This is a genomic window from Streptomyces sp. NBC_01017 (assembly GCF_045162795.1).
In the GTDB taxonomy this organism is placed as follows: Bacteria; Actinomycetota; Actinomycetes; order Streptomycetales; family Streptomycetaceae; genus Streptomyces; species Streptomyces machairae.
Window position 1 is genome coordinate 9,444,571 of sequence record NZ_CP108683.1, and the last position, 20,011, is coordinate 9,464,581.

General features: G+C 72.1%; 8 protein-coding genes. All 8 read left to right on the forward strand.

Going from position 1 to position 20,011, the window contains the following annotated elements:
- Nucleotides 1-137 precede the first annotated feature (137 nt).
- From OG331_RS43250 to OG331_RS43285, 8 genes are read left to right on the forward strand one after another with little or no spacing between them, the layout of a single operon-like run.
- Nucleotides 138-1,463 carry a salicylate synthase gene (locus tag OG331_RS43250; RefSeq protein ID WP_406207506.1) on the forward strand — a complete coding sequence of 442 codons (1,326 nt, stop codon included), beginning with the start codon at nucleotides 138-140 and terminating at the stop codon, nucleotides 1,461-1,463.
- Nucleotides 1,460-2,755, forward strand: a complete 1,296-nt coding sequence (gene entS, locus OG331_RS43255; protein WP_406207509.1) for an enterobactin transporter EntS — start codon at nucleotides 1,460-1,462, stop codon at nucleotides 2,753-2,755. The genes OG331_RS43250 and entS overlap by 4 nt, the downstream gene beginning before the upstream one ends.
- Before the next feature lie 40 nt (nucleotides 2,756-2,795).
- Nucleotides 2,796-3,692 (forward strand): alpha/beta fold hydrolase, encoded by an 897-nt coding sequence (locus tag OG331_RS43260; protein ID WP_406207512.1) that lies wholly within the window; start codon nucleotides 2,796-2,798, stop codon nucleotides 3,690-3,692.
- A gap of 29 nt (nucleotides 3,693-3,721) precedes the next feature.
- Entirely contained in the window at nucleotides 3,722-4,177 is a 456-nt protein-coding gene (gene panD / locus OG331_RS43265) for an aspartate 1-decarboxylase (protein ID WP_406207515.1), read from the forward strand.
- 3 nt (nucleotides 4,178-4,180) lie between these two features.
- On the forward strand, nucleotides 4,181-4,399 hold the full coding sequence (locus OG331_RS43270; RefSeq protein WP_406207517.1) for an MbtH family protein: 219 nt from the start codon (nucleotides 4,181-4,183) through the stop codon (nucleotides 4,397-4,399).
- Entirely contained in the window at nucleotides 4,399-7,608 is a 3,210-nt protein-coding gene (locus tag OG331_RS43275; RefSeq protein WP_406207520.1) for an amino acid adenylation domain-containing protein, read from the forward strand. The genes OG331_RS43270 and OG331_RS43275 overlap by 1 nt, the downstream gene beginning before the upstream one ends.
- The gene (locus OG331_RS43280) at nucleotides 7,605-12,125 is read left to right on the forward strand and encodes an amino acid adenylation domain-containing protein (protein WP_406207523.1); all 4,521 of its coding nucleotides are present in this window, start codon (nucleotides 7,605-7,607) and stop codon (nucleotides 12,123-12,125) included. The genes OG331_RS43275 and OG331_RS43280 overlap by 4 nt, the downstream gene beginning before the upstream one ends.
- On the forward strand, nucleotides 12,122-19,999 hold the full coding sequence (locus OG331_RS43285) for an amino acid adenylation domain-containing protein (protein ID WP_406207525.1): 7,878 nt from the start codon (nucleotides 12,122-12,124) through the stop codon (nucleotides 19,997-19,999). The genes OG331_RS43280 and OG331_RS43285 overlap by 4 nt, the downstream gene beginning before the upstream one ends.
- Nucleotides 20,000-20,011: the final 12 nt, after the last annotated feature.

Genomic DNA, 20,011 nt, shown 5'->3' on the forward strand with positions numbered 1-20,011 from the left:
GCCTGCTGTTTAGGAAAGGCTTGCCTAATGATTCATCGGGGTCAAGCCTGGAGGTGTGATCTGGACGGCGCCGCGCCACGGAGGCTAGGGTCTTAGTGAATTAGGTTAGGTTAACCTAAGTCCAGGGAGGTAGGTCCTTGCTGCGTTATCGGAGCGCGGAGACGGAACTGCCGGGAGACCCCGTCCAGTTGGCGGCGAAACTGGCGGAGTCGGGCGTGTTCGACCAGTACGTGATCTACGAACAGAACGGCGACGTCCGGTTCGCCGGAGGAGCGCTCGGCGAGATCCGGGTCGGCCGCTCCGAGATCCGCCGCCGATGGCTCGACGAGGAGACCGCGGCCCCGCTGGGATCGCATCCACTGCATCAAGTCCACGAGGAACTCGGCCAGTTGGCGGTGGAGGGCTGGACCGCGTACGGCTGGATGGCCTTCGAGTTCTCCCATCTGTACGCCGGTCGCCCCGACCGGGCCGGCGACGACGACCTGCTCCATCTGATCGTCCCGCACAGCGAAGTGAGGCTGCGTCAGGAAGGCGCAGTGATCCGCAGCGCGGACCAGGAGACGCTGGACGCGCTGATCGCGTTACTCGACGGCGCCGACGCGCCCCGCACCGCCCTGCCCCGCCCCATCGACGTCTCGGACGGCGAGGGGCGTTACCCGGACATGGTGGCCCAGGCCATCGAGGAGATACGCACCTCCGACCTCCAGAAGGTCATACTCTCCCGGTCGGTGGACGTGCCCTTCCCGGTCGACTTCGTCGCCACCTACGTCCACGGCCGCTCGCACAACACGCCCGCCCGGTCCTTTCTGCTGAACGTCGGCGGGCGCCGGGTCGCCGGATTCAGTCCCGAGACCGTCGCCGAGGTCAGCGCGGACGGCGAGGTCGTCACCCAGCCCCTCGCCGGCACTCGCGCCCGCGGCTTCGGCGATCTTGAGGACGAGCGCCTGCGCGCCGAACTCCTCGCCGATCCCAAGGAGATCTCCGAACACGTGCTGTCGGTCAAACTCGCCGAGGAGGAGATGGCCACCGTCTGCCGGCCCGGCACCGTCTCGGTGCGCGACCTGTTGAGCATCCGCCGGCGCGGAAGCGTGCAGCACCTCGGCTCCAGCGTGCACGGCCTGCTCGCCGAGTCCGCCACCGCCTGGGACGCCCTGCGTGCCGTGTTCCCCGCGGTGACCGCCTCCGGCATCCCCAAGGCGCCGGCGTACGACTGCATCGCCCGGCTCGAAAAGGAACCACGCGGCATCTACAGCGGCGCCGTGCTGCGGGCCGGCAGCGACGGGTCGCTCGACGCGGCGCTGGTGCTGCGCAGCCTCTTCGAGGAGGACGGCCGCACCTGGCTGCGGGCCGGCGCCGGCATCCTCGCCGGTTCGACCCCGGCCCGGGAGCTGGAGGAGACCTGCGAGAAGCTGCGCAGCGTCGCCCCCTACGTGGTCCCGGCACAGGGTCAGGGGCGCGCGTGAAGCTGGGAGAAGTCGTCGTCGACGTGGCGCCGTTGCGCTCCAGCCGGAACTTCAGACTGATCTTCGCCACCCAGGCGATCTCCATGGTGGGCACCCACCTCACCTCGGTGGCGGCCAGTCTGCAGATCTACCACCTCACCGGATCGTCGGTCCAAGTGGGCCTGATGAGCCTGGTGCTGGGCCTGTCGCTGCTCGTCGGCCTGATCACGGGCGGCCTGCTGGCGGACCGGGTCGACCGGCGCAAGGTCATGCTGGTCACCCGGGCGGTGACCGCGGTGGTCATCGCCGGGCTCGCGGTGAACGCGGCGATGCCCGACCCGCAGGTGTGGTTCGTCTTCGTGGCGGCCGTACTGGCAGGCGGCACCGCCGGGTTGGGCGGCCCGGCCCTGATGGCGGCCACCCCGGCCCTGGTGCAGCCCGGGCAGTTGGCGGCGGCGGGCGCGCTGACGACCCTCACCGCCCAACTGGGCGGCATGGTCGGACCGTCGCTCGCCGGCATCATCGCGGCCGGGCCCGGCGTCGCCATGTGCTTCGCGATCGACGCGGCCATCTACGTCGTGGGACTCGCCCTGCTCGCCCCGCTGCCGAAGCTCGCCCCCGAGGAGCCCGCCGAGAGACAGCATCCGCTGAAGGCGATGGGGGAGGGGCTGCGCTTCCTGCGCAGCAACCAGGTCGTGGCCGGACTGCTGCTGATCGACGTGTGCGCGGTGGTCTTCGCGATGCCGTACGCCCTGTTCCCCGAACTCGGCACCGAGCACTTCGGCGGCGGCCCCTCCACCGTCGGCCTGCTCTACACCGCACCCGCGGTGGGGTCCTTCTTCGGGGCGCTGACCAGCGGCTGGACCGGCCGGGTGCACCACACCGGACGGGCGCTGATCGGCGCGGTCGCGGTGTGGGGCGTGGCGATCACCTGCTTCGGCCTCAGCCCCAACCTGTGGCTCGCCCTGGCCTTTTTGGCCCTGGCCGGCCTCGGCGACACAGCCTCGGAGATCCTGCGCCGGGCCCTGCTCCAGCACTACACACCGGACCGGCTCCAGGGCCGGGTCGGCAGCCTGTGGCTCGCCCAGGCCACGGCCGGCCCCTCCGTCGGCAACGTCGAGGCGGGCCTGGTGGCCAGGGCGCTCGGGTCGTCGAGCGGGGCCGTGGTGCTCGGGGGCGTGGTCTGTCTGGCCGGGGTGGGCGCGCTGGCCCTCGCCATGCCGGGACTGCGGAAGGCCACGCTCAGCCGGCCTCCGGATGCCGACGGGGACGACCGGGCGGCGCCCGCCGAGGCGTCCCCGGCAGCCGACTGACCAGCCGACGGACCAGCCTCGCACGACAGGGCGGAGGACCATGCCGAGCGCGCGGATCAACGGAATCCGGCTCCACTACGAGGACACCGGCACCGGCGATCCGGTGGTCCTGGTGATGGGCCAGGGTGCCGGAGGCCGGGCCTGGCACCTCCACCAGGTGCCGGCGCTGGTCGACGCCGGCCATCGGGTCGTCACCTTCCACAACCGGGGCATTCCACCGACCGACGAGTGCCCGGAAGGCTTCACCGTCGACGACCTCGTGGACGACACGGCGGGACTGGCCGAGTACCTCGGACTCGCGCCGTGCCGGTTCGTCGGCGTCTCCATGGGTGCGTACGTCGTCCAGGAACTGATGCTCGCCCGGCCCCGACTGGTCCGGCAGGGCGTGCTGATGGCCACCCGTGGCCGCACGGACGCGCTGCGCGCCGCGATGGCCGAGGCCGAACGTGCCCTGCACGACGGTGAGGTGGAGCTTCCCACGGCCTACTCCGCCTGGATACGCGCCCTGCAGAACCTGTCACCGGCCACCCTGGACGACGACCGGCAGGTCCAGGACTGGCTGGAGCTCTTCGAGTTCTCACCGCAGCTTCAGGGGCCGGGCGTGCGGGCCCAGTTGGACCTGGAGGTCCCGGCGGGGCGACTGGCGGCCTACCGGGCGATCGACGTGCCCTGTCTGGTGATCGGCTTCGCCGACGACGTCATCCTGCCGCCCCACCTGGGGCGCGAGGTCGCCGACGCCGTACCGGGTGCCGTCTACCAGGAGATCAAGGGCTGCGGCCACTACGGGTACCTGGAGCGTCCGGACGAGGTGAACCGGGTGCTGCTGGACTTCTTCCGCGATGGTCCCGTCGCGTACGAACCCGGGCCCGCTTCCAGCCCCGCTCCCGGGTTCGCTTCAACGCCTGCTTCCACACCCGGCGATGTTCGTTTAGGTTAGCCTCACCTAAGTTGTCTCCTCAGGGGGTCATGGTGCACCGCACCTTGCTGAACGGCAAGATCCACCGAGCCACCGTCACCCAGGCAGATCTGCACTACGTCGGATCCCTGACGATCGATCAGAACCTCATGGACGCCGCCGACATCGTCGAGGGCGAAGCCGTCCAGGTCGTCGACATCGACAACGGCGCCCGACTGACCACGTACGCCATCACCGGCGAACGCGGCAGCGGCGTCATCGGGATCAACGGCGCCGCCGCCCATCTCGTCCACCCCGGTCACCTCGTGATCATCATGTCCTTCGCCGCGCTCGACGAGGCCGAGCGCGCCGCCCACCGGCCGCGGGTCGTCCACGTCGACAAGGCCAACCGGATCGTCGCGCTGGGCGCCGACCCCGCCGAACCGGTACCCGGCGCGGCCGACCAGTTCTCCGGCACCTTCACCCACCCCGCGCCACGCCAGGCCGGCGAGCAGGAGAGGAACTGAGCCATGGCCAACCCCTTCGACGACGACAGCGGCGTCTTCCGCGTCCTGGTCAACGACGAGGGCCAGCACTCCCTGTGGCCGGACTTCGCGCCCGTACCCGAGGGCTGGTCGTCGGTGCACGGACCCGGCGACAGGGCAGCCTGCCTGGAGTACGTCGAGCGGCACTGGACGGACATGCGCCCGCGCAGCCTGGCCGAGACCATGCGCCGGGCCGAGGGCTGATGGCCGGCCGCCCGGCCGTGGAGGACGTCCTCCCCCTGTCGCCCATGCAGGAGGGGATGGTCTTCCACGCCCTGTACGACGAACAGGGCCACGACGTCTACACCGGCCGGATGACCCTCCGTCTCGAAGGGCCGTTGGACGAACGGCGCATGCGGGTGGCCGTCGAGAAGCTCCTCGCCCGGCACGCCAACCTGCGCGCCGCGTTCCGCTCGCAGCGCTCCGGACGGCCGGTCCAGGTGATCAGGAGTGCGGTCAAGGTTCCCTGGCAGGTCACCGACCTGTCCTCCCGGCCCGCGGACGAGCGCGGGCCCGCCTTCGAGAGGCTCCTGGCGCAGGACCGGGCCGAGCGGTTCGACCTGGCCCGCCCACCGCTGGTCCGTTTCCGGCTGGTCATCTTCGACGAGGGGCACCACCGCCTGGTGATCTCCTCGCACCACCTGCTCTGGGACGGCTGGTCCGCACCCGTCCTGGTGCGCGAACTCTTCCAGCTCTACACCTCGGGCGGCGACCTCGAATCCCTGCCCCATGTCCGCCCCTACCGCGACTACCTGGCCTGGCTCGCCCGTCAGGACCGAGCGGCCGCCGAGCGGTCATGGCAGGCCGCGCTGAACGGACTTGACGAGCCGTCACTCATCGCTCCCGAGGCACGGAACCTCCCGGCCGAGGAGCCCGAGCGGCTGGCGTGGGAACTCTCCGAGCAGTCCACCGAGGCGCTGATCGCGGCCGCCCGTACCCACGGACTCACGGTCAGCACCGTCCTCCAGGGCCTGTGGGCCGTCCTGCTGGGCCGGCTGACCGGCCGCACGGACGTCGTCCTCGGTGCCACCGTCTCCGGCCGCGACGCAGACGTCCCCGGCATCGACGCCATGGTCGGCCTCTTCATCAACACCCTGCCGGTCCGCGTGCAGTTACGGCCGGGGGAGCCGCTCGCGGACCTGCTCGTCCGGCTCCAGTCCGAGCAGTCCGCCCTCCTCGACCACCGGCACCTCGGACTCGCGGACATCCAGCGCGCCGCCGGGCAGACCGTCCTCTTCGACACCCTGCTGGTGTTCGAGAGCTACCCCATCGACGACGACGGCATCGCCCGTGCGCTCGGTCCCGACGGACTGCGCATGACCGCGGTCTCGGTCCACGACGCCACCCACTACCCGCTGACCCTCACCGCCCTGCCCGGCCCCCGGCTGACACTCACCCTCAGCCACCGGCCGACCGTGCTGGACCGTGCCGCGGTGACTCGCGTTGCCGAACAACTCACCTTTCTCATAGGGGAGTTCACTCAGGCGCCGACAACCCCCATCGCCCGCCTCGGTGTCCCGCCGGTCGACGAGCCCCACGCCCGGCGTGATCTCTCCCTCCCGCACGATCCCTCCTTCCCGCACTCAACGGTCCGCGCCCTGTTCGAGGACCAGGCGGCCCGCACCCCCGATGCCGTCGCCGTCCTCCAGGGCGACACCACCCTGACCTTCGCCGAACTCGACGCCCGCGCCGACCGGTTGGCTGCCGCGCTCACCGCGCGCGGTGCCGGCCCCGAGTCCGTGATCGGCGTGGCCCTGCCTCGCAGCCCGGCCCTGGTGACCGCACTCCTCGCGGTACTGAAGGCCGGAGCCGCCTGCATGCCGGCCGACCCCGGCTACCCGCCCGACCGCATCGCGCTGATGCTCGACGATGCCCAGCCCCGCCTGGTGATCTGCGATCCGCCGACCGCACAACAGCTCGTCATCAGGCGGGAGTTGGTGTGCCCGCCGGACGCGGAGGCCGCCGTAGGCCGACAGCGTCGACCGCAGCTGTCGCCCGAACACCCCGCGTACGTCATCTTCACCTCGGGCTCCACAGGCCGCTCCAAGGGCGTGATCGGAACCCAGCGGGCACTGGCCAACCGCCTCACCTGGGGCCGCGAGCTGGGCGACGCCTCGCCCGGCGTCCGTGTCTCGAAGAGCCCCCTGAGCTTCATCGACGGCCTCACCGAACTGCTCGGCGCGCTGATAGCGGGCGACGCGGTGGCACTGGCCGACGACGAGACGACCGGCGACCCGACGGCCCTCGCCGCCCTCGCCGACCGCCACGAGGCAACGCTCCTCACCGCAGTGCCCAGCCTGTACACCACCCTCGTCGAATCCGCCCCGCCGGACGCCTTCTCCTCCGTCCGCACCTGGATCTCCAGTGGCGAAACCCTCCCCGGCGAACTGGCCGAGGCCATCACACGGCGCTGGCCCCGGGCCCGGCTGGTCAACCTCTACGGCTGCTCCGAGGCGGCGGGCGACAGCCTGATCCACGTCCACGACGGCGGCGAAGGCGCGGTTCCCCTCGGCCGGCCGATCGCCAACACCCGCGCCCATGTCCTGGACCCGTTCCTACGGCCGTCCCCCTTCGGCGCGGTCGGCGAGCTGTACCTGGCCGGCGACGGCCTGGCCCGCGGCTACCTCGACCAACCCGGCCGCACCGCCGAACGCTTCGTCGCCGACCCCTTCGGCCCACCGGGCAGCCGCCTGTACCGCACCGGCGACTTGGCCAGGCTCCGGCTGGACGGCACCGTGGAGTTCCTCGGCCGGGCCGACGACCAGGTGAAGATCCGGGGCTTCAGGGTCGAACCCGGCGAGATCGAGGCGGCCGTACGCGCACTGCCGGGTGTCGGCCGGGCCGTGGTCGTGGCCGGACAGGACGGCTCAGCGCCCCACCGCCTGGTCGCCTACGTCGTGGCAGCCCCCGGCACCACCACCCACGAACCCGAACCCCTCGCCCTGCGCCGCGCCCTCGCCGAGCGGCTCCCCGGTCACCTCGTCCCGTCGGCCGTAGTGGTCCTGGACGAGCTGCCGCTCACCCCCAGCGGCAAGCTCGACCGGCGCGCCCTGCCGGCCCCCGACTTCACGGAGACGTCCACCTTCGAACCGCCCCGCACCGAACCGGAGAAGGTGCTGTGCGGGCTGTTCGCGGAGGTGCTCGGGCTGGAACGGGTCGGCGTCCACGACGACTTCTTCGAACGCGGCGGCGACAGCATCGTCTCGGTCCGGCTGGCCGACCGCGCCCGCAGAGCAGGACTCGCCCTGTCCCCACGGGACGTCTTCACCCACCGCACCCCGGCCGCTCTCGCCCGGGCCCTGCCCGACGAAACCGGCCCCACGCCCGAGGAGTTCACTCCGACCGGCGCCCCGCTCGTGTCACTCAGCCAGTCGCAGCTCGACAACGTCAAGGCGAGGTGGAGGACTCGATGAGCAAGGCACCCGGGGACGACGGTTCCCTGGTCGAAGACGTTCTGCCGCTCTCCCCGCTCCAACAGGGCCTGTTGTTCCACGCCCTGTTCGACGAGGGCGCCCAGGACGTCTACACCATGCAGTCCCTGGTGGAGATCGAGGGCCCCCTGCGACCCGCCCTGCTGCGCACCGCCGCCGAGGAGCTCTTCGCCCGGCACGCCAACCTGCGCAGTGCCTTCCTGCACGAGGACCTCGATGAACCGGTGCAGGTGGTGCTCAAGCAGGTCCCCGTGCACTGGACCGAAGCTTGGGCCTCCGACGACGCGGCGCTGTCCCGGATGATCGAAGCGGACGCCTCAGCCCGCTTCGACCTCACCGACCCACCCCTGCTGCGCCTCACGCTCACCGAACTGGCCCCCGACCGCTGGCTGCTGGTCCTCACCAACCACCACCTCCTGCTGGACGGCTGGTCCATCCCGCTGCTGGTCCGCGAACTTCTCCAGCTCTACGCCGCTCAACTCGCCCCCGGCACCACGGCCCCGCTGCCCGCCGTGAGGCCGTACCGGGACTTCCTGGCCTGGCTCGCCTCCCAGGACCGGGAGGCCTCCGCCGACGCCTGGCGTACGGCCCTGGCCGGGGCGACACCGACGGTCCTGGCGTCCTCGGCCGCCGGGCTGGTCCCGGTGCCACCCGAGCTGCACACCGTCCGGCTGACCGAGGAACTGACCGGCCGTGTACAGGACTTCGCGAGGAGCCGGGGTGTCACCGTCAACACCGTCGTGCAGGGGCTGTGGGCGCTGCTGCTGGCGCGGCTGACCGGCCGGACCGACGTGGTGTTCGGCGCGACCGTGGCGGGCCGGCCCGCCGAACTCGCCGGTGTGGAGTCCATGATCGGCCTGTTCATCAACACCGTGCCGGTCCGGGTGACCGTACCGCCCGGCGAGCGGGCGGGTGCCTTCCTGCGCCGCCTCCAGGACGAGCAGTCGAGGCTGATGGGCCATCAGCACCTCGGCCTGACGGAGATCCAGCGCATCGCAGGCACGGGCGACCTCTTCGACACCTTGCTCGTCTTCGAGAACTACCCCATCGACGAGACCGCGGTCGCCGAGGCGGAGGCGTCCGCCGGCCTCCGGATCGTCGAGGTCAAGGGCGCGGGAGCCACCCACTATCCACTGACCTTGGCCGTGCTTGCCGAGCAACAGCTCGGCGTCGTCTTCGAGTTCCGCCCCGACTGCTACGACCGCACGACGGTGGAGCAACTCGCCGGACGCTTCGAGCGCCTGGTCCTCGCCGTACTGGCAGACCCGGAAGCCCCCTTGGCCGCCCTGCACGTCCTCGCCCCCGAGGAGCGTGCTGCCCTGCTGGCGGGCGGGGCGGGGGAGCGGCTGCCGGGGCGGTACCGCACGATGCCCGAGGCGTTCGAGGCGCAGGCGGCGCGGACGCCGGACGCGGTGGCGGTGGTGGGGGACGGACAGAGCCTGACGTTCGAGCAGTTGAACACGGCGGCAAATCAACTGGCCCGACACCTGGTCGAGTTGGGCGCCGGACCGGAACGGATCGTGGCGTTCGCCCTGCCGCCGACCCCGGACATCATGGCGGTCCTGCTGGCGATCCAGAAGGCGGGCGCCGCCTATCTGCCACTTGACCCCGCCTGGCCACAAGAGCGGCTCGCCGGGATGCTGGCGGACGCGAGTCCGGTGGCTCTTGTCACTACGACGACTCCGGTGTTCCCTTCCGTCCCCTGCGTATTCCTCGACGCTCCCGACACCCGTCAACTCCTCGCGAACACACCCACCGCCAACCTCACCGACGCCGACCGCCAATCCCCCCTCCTCCCCGAGCACCCCGCCTACGTCATCTACACCTCCGGCTCCACCGGCCGCCCCAAAGCGGTGGTGATCCCGCAGCGAGCCATAGCCAACCTCTTCGCCGCCCACAACGCCGCCCTGCACGAACCGGCCTCCACGGCGGTGGGCGGACGCCCTCTGAGGATCGGCCACGCCTGGCCCATCGCCTTCGACGCGTCCTGGCAGCCCATGCTGTGGATGTTCGCCGGACACGAGCTGCACATGGTGCCCGAGGACGTCCGCCGGGACCCCGCCGCCCTACGGGACTTCCTCAGCCGGCACGGCATCGAGTTCATCGAGCTGTCCCCGTCGCTGCTCGGCGAGCTGGTCGCTCAAGGGGGCGACTGGCAGGCCGAGTTGAAGGTGCTGGGCGTAGGCGGAGAGGCGGTTCCGCCGGACCTGTGGCGCACCCTGCGCAACACCGACGGACTCGCCGCGCACAACCTCTACGGCCCCACCGAGTGCACCGTCGACTCCGCGGACTGCGACCTCGCCCGCGCCGAGCGCCCCGCCATCGGCCGCCCCGTGGCGGGCGGCACCCTCTACATCCTGGACGGGCACCTCAATCCCGCACCGGTCGGCGTCGAGGGCGAGCTGTACGTGGCGGGCGCCGGCCTGGCGCGCGGCTACCTCGGCCAACCGGCCGCCACCGCGAGCCGTTTCGTCGCCGACCCGTTCTCCGCGGACCCCGGCGCGCGCATGTACCGCACGGGCGACATCGCCCGCTGGACCGCCGACGGCCTGGTGGAGTGCCTGGGCCGGGTCGACGACCAGGTCAAGATCAGGGGCTACCGGATCGAACCCGGCGAGATCGAGGCCGTCCTGCTGGAGCACGGCCTGGTCGAGCGCGCAGCGGTCGTCGTCCGCGAGGACACGCCCGGCGTGCGGCGCCTGGTCGCCTACGTCATCCTCTGCGCGCCGCCGACCGAGAGGGCCGAGGACACGGCCGAGCTGCTGCGCCGCGCCGTGGCCGGCGTACTGCCCGACTACATGGTGCCGTCGGCGTTCGTCCCGGTGGACGGGTTCCCGCTCACCCTCAACGGCAAGTTGGACACCGCCGCGCTCCCGGCCCCCTCCCGGTCCGCGGGGCCGGCCGGGCAGCCGCCCCGGAACCCCGTCGAGGAGCGGCTCGCCACGCTGTTCGCCGAGGTGCTCGGGCTGGACACCGTAGGCGTGCACGACAGCTTCTTCGCCCTCGGCGGCGACAGCATCGTCTCCATGCGGCTGGTCAGCCAGGCGCGGGCGGCAGGTCTGGCGATCTCACCGCGCGACGTGTTCGAGCGTCCCACGATCGCGGAACTCGCCGAACGGGTCGACGCCGCCGAACGCGCAGGCACAGCCGTACGCCGGGCCGCCGACCCCGACGCGGGAACCGGCGACATCCCCCTCACCCCCGTGCTGGCCTGGCTGACGGAGCAGGGCGGGCCGCTGCGCGCACTGAGCCAGGCGCGGTTCCTCCGTACCCCCGCCGACCTGGACCTCGACGAGCTGCACCGCATCGTCCAGTCCGTCCTGGACCGGCACGACCTGCTGCGCTCAACCTTCGCCCTGGCCGAGAACGGCGCGTGGCGCTTCGAGGCCGCTCCCGTGGGCTCGGCCCGCGCTGCCGACTGCGTACGGCGGATCGACGCCGAGCGGCTGGACCACACGGCGATCGGCACGCTGGTGCCGGAGGCGTTCGACGAGCTGGTCGCCGAGCTCGACCCGGCGTCCGGGGCGATGGCGCGGTTCCTGTGGTTCGACGCGGGCCCCGGTCGCGAGGGACGGCTCCTGGTCGTGCTGCACCACCTGGTGACCGACGCGGCGTCCTGGGGCGTTCTGGTCGCCGACCTGGCCGCAGCCCGGGAGGGCAGGGACCTGCCGCCCGTGGGCACGTCGTTCCGCGAGTGGGCGCGGGCACTGCAGGACCTGGCACCGGGCCGAGCGGCCGAACTCACCTTCTGGAAGGGCGTGCTGGACCGGCCCGAGCCGCCTCTCGGAGGAGGACCACTCGACCAAGCACGGGACACCAGGGCAACGATCCGCAGACACTGGATCACGCTGGGCCCGGACCTCACCGCACCCCTGACCGCCACTGCCGTCCAGGACGTGCTGCTCACCGCGCTGGCGCTGGCGGTACCGGCCTGGCGCACCGCACCCGATTCCCCCGACCCGACCGACTCGTCCCTCCTGATCGCCCTGGAGGGCCACGGCCGCGAGGAACACCTCCTGCCCGGGGCCGACCTGTCCAGCACCCTCGGCTGGTTCACCAGCGTCTTCCCGGTCCGGCTGGACCCCGGCGCCGCGCCCGGAGCGGACCAGGTGCGACGCATCCGCGACCAGCTGGCCGCCCTGCCCGACAAGGGAATCGGCTACGGCCTGCTCCGTCATCTCAACCCGGACACGGCCGCCCAGCTCTCCCCACTCCCCGAGCCGCAGATCCAGTTCAACTACCTGGGCCGGATGACGATGGGCGAGCGCCAGGAGACTCCCCTGTTCACGAGCGCCCCCGAGACCGGGGCCATGGGCAGCGGCGCCGACCCCGAGATGCCCGCCCCCTACGCCCTCGTCGTCGACGCGGTGATCACCGGAACCGAGCTGTCGGTGTGCTGGCAGTGGCCGGAACGGCTCGTCACCGACGCGGAGATCCAACGGCTGGCCGCGCTCTGGACCACGTCCCTCGAACTGCTCCTGAAAGGCGGAGACCAGTGACGGAGACCCCCACCGCCGACCTCGCGGCCCGCAGGCGCGAACTTCTGCGCCGCAGGCTGGAGAGCGCCGGCCTGGCCGACACCGCGGCCCGCTCCGATCGGATTCCACGACGCCCCGCGGACACGGCCCGGCTGCCGCTGTCGTACGCCCAGTCCCGGATGTGGCTGCTCCAGCAGCTCGACCCGGCCAGCCCCGCGTACAACGTCTGTCTGGCCATCCGCCTGCGCGGCCCCCTCGACCCGGGCGCACTCCGCACGGCCTTACAGGGCCTGATCGACCGCCACGAGGTACTGCGCACCCGCTACCCTGCCGCCGAGGACGGCACGCCGGAGCAGATCGTGGACGCCGTGGCGGAGGTCGACTTCGCCACCGCCGACCTGCGCGCACTGCCGGATGAGGAGCGGGACCGCCGGGCGACGGATCTCGCCCGCACCGCCTCGGCGGCCGCCTTCGACCTGGCCGCCGACCACCCGTTGCGCACCCTGCTCGTCCAGTGCGCGGAACAGGACCACACCCTGATCCTGACCGTCCATCACATCGCCTGGGACGGAGGGACGTTCAACGCACTCTCCCGAGACCTGAGCGCCCTCTACCGTTCGGCGGCCACCGGAGAACGGTCGGGGCTCGGACAACTACCGCTCCAGTACGGCGACTTCGCGCACTGGCAGCACGCCACCTGGACCGACGAGCGACTCGCCGAGCACCTCGACCACTGGCGAACCGCCCTGGTCCCCGCGCCTCGCCCTCTTGCCCTGCCCACCGACGCCCCACGCTCCGCCCGCCCCACCGCGCACGGCGACCGCCGCTTCCACACCTTCGCCCCCGACGTCAGCGACCGGCTCACCGCCTTCGCGCGGGGCGCCGGCGCGACCCCCTTCATGGTGCTGTTCGCCGGGCTGTCGGCCCTGCTTCACCGCATCACCGGCGCCACCGACATCCCGATCGGCTCGGCCGTCATGAACCGCGACGTCCCGGGTCTCGAAAAGCTGATCGGCAACTTCGGCAACACGCTCGCCCTGCGCGCCGATCTCGTCGGCGACCCAGGCTTCGCCGAACTCGTCGAGCGGGTACGGCAGTTGTGCACGGAGGGCTACGCCCACCAGGACATGCCCTTCGACAAGCTGGTGGAGCAGCTGGGGCCGGAGCGTCAGCCGGGGCGCTCCGTCTACTTCGACGTCATGCTCCTCTTCCTCACCCAGGGACTCGAAGGCCCGCAGCTGCCAGGGGTGACGGCGGAATGGGAGACCGTCCACAACGACACCACGCAGTTCGACCTCTCCCTGGAAGCGTTCCTCACCGGCGGCCGTCTGCGGATCGAGGCCACCTACCGCAGCCGCCTGTTCACCCCGGACACCGTCGACCGACTGCTCCGGCATCTGGAGACACTCCTCGCCGAAGCACTCGCCGACCCCGAACTGGCGCTCTCCCGGCTGCCGTTGATGACCGTGTCCGAGCAGCACCAGGTCCTGGAGGAATGGAACACCACCGAACATCCGGTTCCCGGCACCCACCTCACCGGCCTCCTCGACGAGCAGGCCGCCCGCACCCCCCACGCGCCCGCCCTCCTCGCCGACGACGGTCGGCCCGCCCTCGACTACGCCGAACTGCACACCCGCGCCAACCGCCTCGCCCGGCTGCTGATCTCCCACGGCGTCGGCCCCGAGCACCTGGTGGGGATGGCCCTGGACCGCGGAACCGACCTCGTGGTGGCGCTCCTCGCCGTGCTGAAGGCCGGTGCCGCCTACGTCCCACTGGACACCGGCTACCCGGCAGAGCGGCTCGCGTTCATGGTGGAGGACGCGGCGCCCACGCTCGTGTTGACCGCCGCGGACACGGCCCGAATCCTGCCCCCCGGAGTACCGCTGCTCGTGCTCGACACGGGCACGGGCACGGACACGGGCACGGGCACCACCGCCTTCGACTCCGCCGAACTCACCGACGCCGACCGCCTCCAGCCCCTGCGCCCCGAGCACCCCGCCTACGTCATCTACACCTCCGGCTCCACGGGCCGCCCCAAGGGAGCCGTCGTCCCGCACGCCGGGATCGTCAACCGGCTGCTCTGGATGCAGGAGGCATACGAACTCGGGCCTGAGGACCGGGTGTTGCAGAAGACGCCGGCCAGTTTCGACGTCTCTGTCTGGGAGTTCTTCTGGCCATTGATCACCGGGGCCGAACTCGTGCTCGCCCGTCCCGGCGGCCACCGCGACCCCGGCTACCTCGCCGAGCTGATCCGCGACCGGCGCGTCACGACCGCGCACTTCGTCCCTTCGATGCTGCGGGTCTTCCTCGACGACCCTGCCGCCGAACAGGCCCGAGGCGTCCTGCGCCGGCTGGTGTGCAGCGGCGAGGCCCTGCCCGCCGAACTCGCCGAGCGCTGCGCCGAGTCGCTGCCCGGAACCCAGCTGCACAACCTGTACGGGCCCACCGAGGCCGCCGTGGACGTCACCGCCTGGCCGTGCGCCGAGGGGACGAGGTCCGCCACCGGTCCCGTACCGATCGGCCGCCCGGTGTGGAACACCCGCACCCTCGTCCTGGACGCCCACCTGCGCCCGGTCCCGCCCGGCATCCCCGGCGAGCTCTACCTCGGCGGCGCCCAGCTCGCCCGCGGCTACCTCCGCCGCCCCGGCCTGACCGCCGACCGCTTCGTCGCCGATCCGTACGGCCCGCCCGGCTCCCGCCTCTACCGCACCGGCGACCTGGTGCGCTGGAGCGCGCAGGGGGCGCTGGAGTTCCTCGGCCGGGCCGACGACCAGGTGAAGATCCGCGGCTTCCGCGTCGAGCCGGGCGAGACCGAGGCGGCCGTGGCCGCGCTGCCCGGCGTGTCCCAGGCGGCAGTGACGGTACGTCAGGATCAGCCGAGCGACCCGCGGTTGGTCGCCTACGCCGTATCCCAGCCCGGCACCACGCTGGAACCGTTGCGGATCCGGCAGGACCTCAAGGCGACGCTCCCGGAGCACCTGCTCCCTGCCGCCGTCGTGATCCTCGATGAACTGCCGCTCACCCCCAACGGCAAACTCGACCGCGCGGCCCTGCCCGCCCCCGACCTCTCCGACCTCACCACCGCCACCGCTCCGCGCACCGAGGCTGAGGCGACCCTGTGCGCCCTGTTCGCCGACCTGCTCGGGCTGCCCTCGGTCGGTGTCCACGACGAATTCTTCGCCCTCGGGGGCCACTCCGTCCTGGCCACGCGCCTGGTCGCCCGTATCCGGGCCGAGCTCGGCGCCGCCGTCCCGCTGCGGGCGGTCTTCGACACGCCGACCGTGGCCGCGCTCGCCCCGCTCCTGGAGGCCACGGTCACCGAGCGACGCCCCGCGCTGCGTGCGGCCCGCCGCCCGGACCTGGTGCCGCTGTCCTCGGCGCAGGCGAGGCTGTGGTTCCTCCACCGGCTGGAGGGCCCGAGTCCGACGTACAACATCCACACCGCCGTACGCCTCACCGGAGCACTGGACGCCGATGCGCTGCGAACGGCACTCCACGATGTCGTGGCCCGGCATGAAGCGCTGCGGACGGTATTCCCGGACACAGACGGGGCGCCCTGCCAGCGAATCCTGCCGGAGGCGGCCGTCCCCTTCGAGGTGGTGCCGACCCGCCCGGCGGAACTCGGCACACTGCTGAGCGAGGCCGCCCGGTACTCCTTCGCGCTGGACGCCGAGATCCCCGTACGGGCGACGTTGTACGCCCTCGCTCCCGACGAGCACGTCCTGTTCCTGCTCGTCCACCACATCGCCACCGACGGCTGGTCCGCGGAACCACTGCTGCTCGACCTGGAGACTGCCTACGCGGCGAGGACGCGCGGCACCCGGCCCGCATGGCCGCCGCTCGCCGTGCAGTACGCCGACTACACGCTCTGGCAGCGGCTGTTGCTGGGCGAAGGTGGCGTTGCAGAGTCCGAACTGGACTACTGGGTAAGGCAGTTGGAGGGGCTCCCGGAGGAACTCCAACTCCCCGCGGACCGACCGCGCCCGGCCGTTGCCGGCTACCGGGCCGGTGCCGTGGACTTCACCCTCGACGCGGAGCTTCACCGCAGGCTACGAGACCTGGCCGCCGAGACCGGCGGCACCGTCTTCATGGCGCTTCAGGCCGCCCTCGCGGTCCTGCTGGGCCGGCTGGGTGCGGGCGACGACATCCCCCTCGGCACCCCGGTCGCCGGACGGGGCGACACGGGCCTCGACGATCTCGTGGGCCTTTTCGTCAACACCCTGGTGCTGCGCACCGACATCTCCGGCGACCCGACGTTCCGCACGCTGCTCGCCCGTGTGCGCGAGACCGACGTGGACGCCTACGCCCACCAGGACCTGCCGTTCGAACGACTGGTGGACGCGCTCGCCCCGACCCGCTCGATGGGCCGCCACCCGCTGTTCCAGGTGATGCTCGCCCATCAGCAAGCCCCGGACGGGACACGGGACTTCGCAGGGCTGACACTCGGTGAACTGCGCGTCGACTTCTACACGGCGAAGACAGACCTCGCCTTCCACGTCTTCGAACGGCAGGACGGCCACGGCATCACCGGCGCGCTCGTCTTCAGCTGTGACCTGTACGACCACGAGACCGCGCAGGACATGGTCGAGCGGTTCGTGCGGCTGCTCGGCGAGCTGGCCGGGAGTCCGGACCTGCCGGTGACCCTGGCCGACGTCCTCACCCCGCGCGAGCGCTCCCTGATGCTGGGGGAGTGGAACGACACCGCGCACCCCATGCCCGCCACCACCCTGACCGCCCTGGTCGAGGAGCAGGCGGCGAGGACTCCCGACCTCGCCGCCGTGGAGTACGGCATCGAGGGCGGTACGCGACTGACGTACGCCGGGCTCAACGCCCGCGCCAACGCCCTTGCCCGGCAGCTGACGTCGCTGGGCGTCGGGCCCGAGCGCCGCGTCGGCATCCATCTGGAACGCTCGGTGGAGATGGTCGTGGGGCTGCTCGCCGTGCTGAAGGCGGGCGGGGCCTTCGTCCCGCTGGAGCCGTCCTGGCCGGCGCGCCGGATCGCCGAGGTGTGCCGGAGCGCGACGCTGACGGCGGTGCTGGGCAAGCAGGGTGACGGAGCCGTCCTCGCCGACGACGCCCCGCCGTTCGTGGAGGTGCGGCTGGACGGGCCGCAGGAGCCGGAGAACCCGGCCGTCCCCGTCGATCCCGAAGGCCTCGCGTACGTCATCTACACCTCCGGTTCCACCGGCGTCCCCAAAGGCGCCATGATCCGCCACCGGGCCATCGCGCACCGGCTGTTGTGGCAGCGCGAGTTGCTCGGCTTCGGCACCGGGGACGCGGCCCTGTTCAAGGCGCCGCTCGGCTTCGACATCTCCATCAACGAGATCTTCCTTCCGCTGGTGAACGGCGGCCGGGTGGTGATCGCCGAGCCGGGAGGCGAACGCGACGTCGACTACCTCCTCGACACCGTCGAGCGGCACCGGGTCACCTTCACCTACCTCGTCTCCTCGATGCTCGACCTCCTGCTGGAGCTGGACGGGTTCGCACGGCGGGCCCGCTCGCTCAAGCACGTGTGGTGCGGCGGTGAGGTGCTCACGCCCGAGCTGTTCGCCCGCTTCCGCGCCGCGAGCCCGGCGGTGATGTACCACGGGTACGGGCCGGCCGAGGCCACCATCGGCGTCAGCCATGTCGTCTACCGAACCGGCGCGATCCGCAGTGCCGTCTCCATCGGGCGGCCCAACGGCAACACCCGGCTCCACGTCCTCGACGACCGGTTGCAGCCCACCCCGGTCGGGGTGCCCGGCGAGCTGTACGCCGGTGGCGTCTACCTCGGCCGCGGCTATGTGAACGACCCGAGCCGCACCGCCGACCACTGGGTCGCCGACCCCTTCGGCCCGCCCGGCGAACGGCTCTACCGCACCGGCGACCTGGTGAGGTGGCAGCGCGACGGCACCCTGGAGTTCCTCGGCCGGGCGGACAACCAGGTGAAGATCCGCGGCATGCGCGTCGAGCTGGAGGAGATCGAGGCGATCCTCGAACAGCATCCGGGCGTCCGGCGCGGGGTCGTCGTCATCAGGGAGGACGCGCCGGGCGTCAAGCAGCTCGCCGGGTACTACCTGGCCGCCGGTGGCCTCGGCGACCTGCACGGCTGGGTCCGGGAACGGCTGCCCGAGCACATGGTGCCGCGCACGCTCACCGCCCTCGACGCCTTCCCGCTGCTGCCCTCCGGCAAGGTCGACCGCGGCTCGCTGCCCGCGCCGGAGACGACGGCTCCCGGTGCACCGGCTCGGGAGCCTGCCAATGAACGCGAACGGCGGCTCTGCGAGTTGTTCGGATCCGTCCTCGGGCTGGGGCGTGTCGACGTCGACGACAACTTCTTCGAACTGGGCGGCGACAGCATCGTCTCGATCCGGCTGGTGACCCTGGCCCGCAAGGCCGGTATCTCCCTCAGCCCCCGGCAGGTCTTCCAGACGCCGACCCCGGCAGGCCTGGCGGCCGCGTCCGCCGAGCCCACCGACACCGGCCTCGTCGACGAGCCGGTCGGCGAGACGGACCTGACCCCGATCATGCGCTGGACGGCCGGCCCCGACGGTTCCTACGACGGTCTGGCCCAGGCGGTCCTGCTGGTGACCCCGCGGGACCTCACCCACGACGCCGTCGTCGACGTACTCCAAGCGGTACTGGACCGCCACGACATGCTCCGCGCCCGGCTGACCGACCAGTTGGCGGTGCCTGCCGAAGGAGCGGTGCGTGCGGGCGATGTGCTGAGCCAGGTGCGGGAGGCGGCGCTCGACGATCAGCTGGCCGCCGCCGTGGCCCGGCTCGACCCCGCGGCCGGGCGCATGCTGCAGGCCGTCTGGTTCACCGACACCGGCCGACTGCTCCTGGTGGCCCACCACCTGGTCGTCGACGGCGTGTCCTGGCGGATCATCACCTCCGACCTGGCGGAGGCCTGGCAGTCCGGGCGGACCGCCCCGCGCACCGGCACGTCCTTCCGAACCTGGAGCAGGCTCCTCGGTGAGGAGGCCCGCAAGGCCGAGCGGGTGCGCGAAGTGCCCTGGTGGACAGAGGTGTTGGAGAGCGGCCGGCCGCTGCTCGATCGCACCGTCGACGCCGGTGGCACGCTGCGGGAGCAGAGGCTGGTGCTCCCGCCCGCGATCACCGGACCGCTGCTGACCGCGGTGCCCGCCGCCTACCATGCGGCCGTCCCCGACGTCCTGCTCACTGCCTTCGCACTGGCCGCAGCGGCCTGGCGGGAGCAGCGCGGCGACCTGACCGGCGGTTCGCTGCTCGTCGCTCTGGAGGGGCACGGGCGCGAGGAGGGCATCGCCGAGGGCGTCGATCTGTCGGCCACGGTCGGCTGGTTCACCACCTTCCACCCGATCGGCATCGACCCCGGCCCGCTCGACCTCGACGAGGCCCTGTCCGGTGGACCCGCCGCGAGCACGGCGCTCAAGCGGATCAAGGAACAGCTGCGCGCCGTACCGGACCACGGACTCGGATACGGCCTCCTGCGCCACCTCAACCCGGACACCGCGCCCGCCCTGGAGAAACTGCCGCGGCCGCAGGTCCTCTTCAACTACCTCGGCCGATTCACCGCGTCCGGCCCGGCGGGCGAGCCCTGGGAGCTGGCCCCCGAGGCCCCCATGCTGCCGGTGCCGCCGCCGGACGGCGGGGACAGCGGGCGGCCCGTGGCCTTCGGACTGGAGATCAACGCCGTGGCCGTCGAGGAGGCGGACGATGTCCGGTTGCATGTCTCCGCGTCCTGGCCGGGCGCGTCCCTGACCGAGTCCGAGGCGAGTGAGCTGCTCGGCCTCTGGGAGCGCGCCCTGCACGGCCTCGCCCGGCACGCCGAGGAGGCCCCCGCGGGCGGCCTCACCCCGTCGGACCTGCCCTTGGTCGAACTGACCCAGGCGGACATCGACGACTTCGAGAACGACTTCGACGACTTCTGAGCCATCACGGAC

Excerpts from the sequence above, each read along its gene's own strand:
- OG331_RS43280 (WP_406207523.1), top strand. The coding sequence starts at position 7,605 with ATGAGCAAGGCACCCGGGGACGACGGTTCCCTGGTCGAAGACGTTCTG.
- panD (WP_406207515.1), top strand. The coding sequence starts at position 3,722 with ATGGTGCACCGCACCTTGCTGAACGGCAAGATCCACCGAGCCACCGTC.
- OG331_RS43270 (WP_406207517.1), top strand. The coding sequence starts at position 4,181 with ATGGCCAACCCCTTCGACGACGACAGCGGCGTCTTCCGCGTCCTGGTC.
- OG331_RS43260 (WP_406207512.1), top strand. The coding sequence starts at position 2,796 with ATGCCGAGCGCGCGGATCAACGGAATCCGGCTCCACTACGAGGACACC.
- OG331_RS43275 (WP_406207520.1), top strand. The coding sequence starts at position 4,399 with ATGGCCGGCCGCCCGGCCGTGGAGGACGTCCTCCCCCTGTCGCCCATG.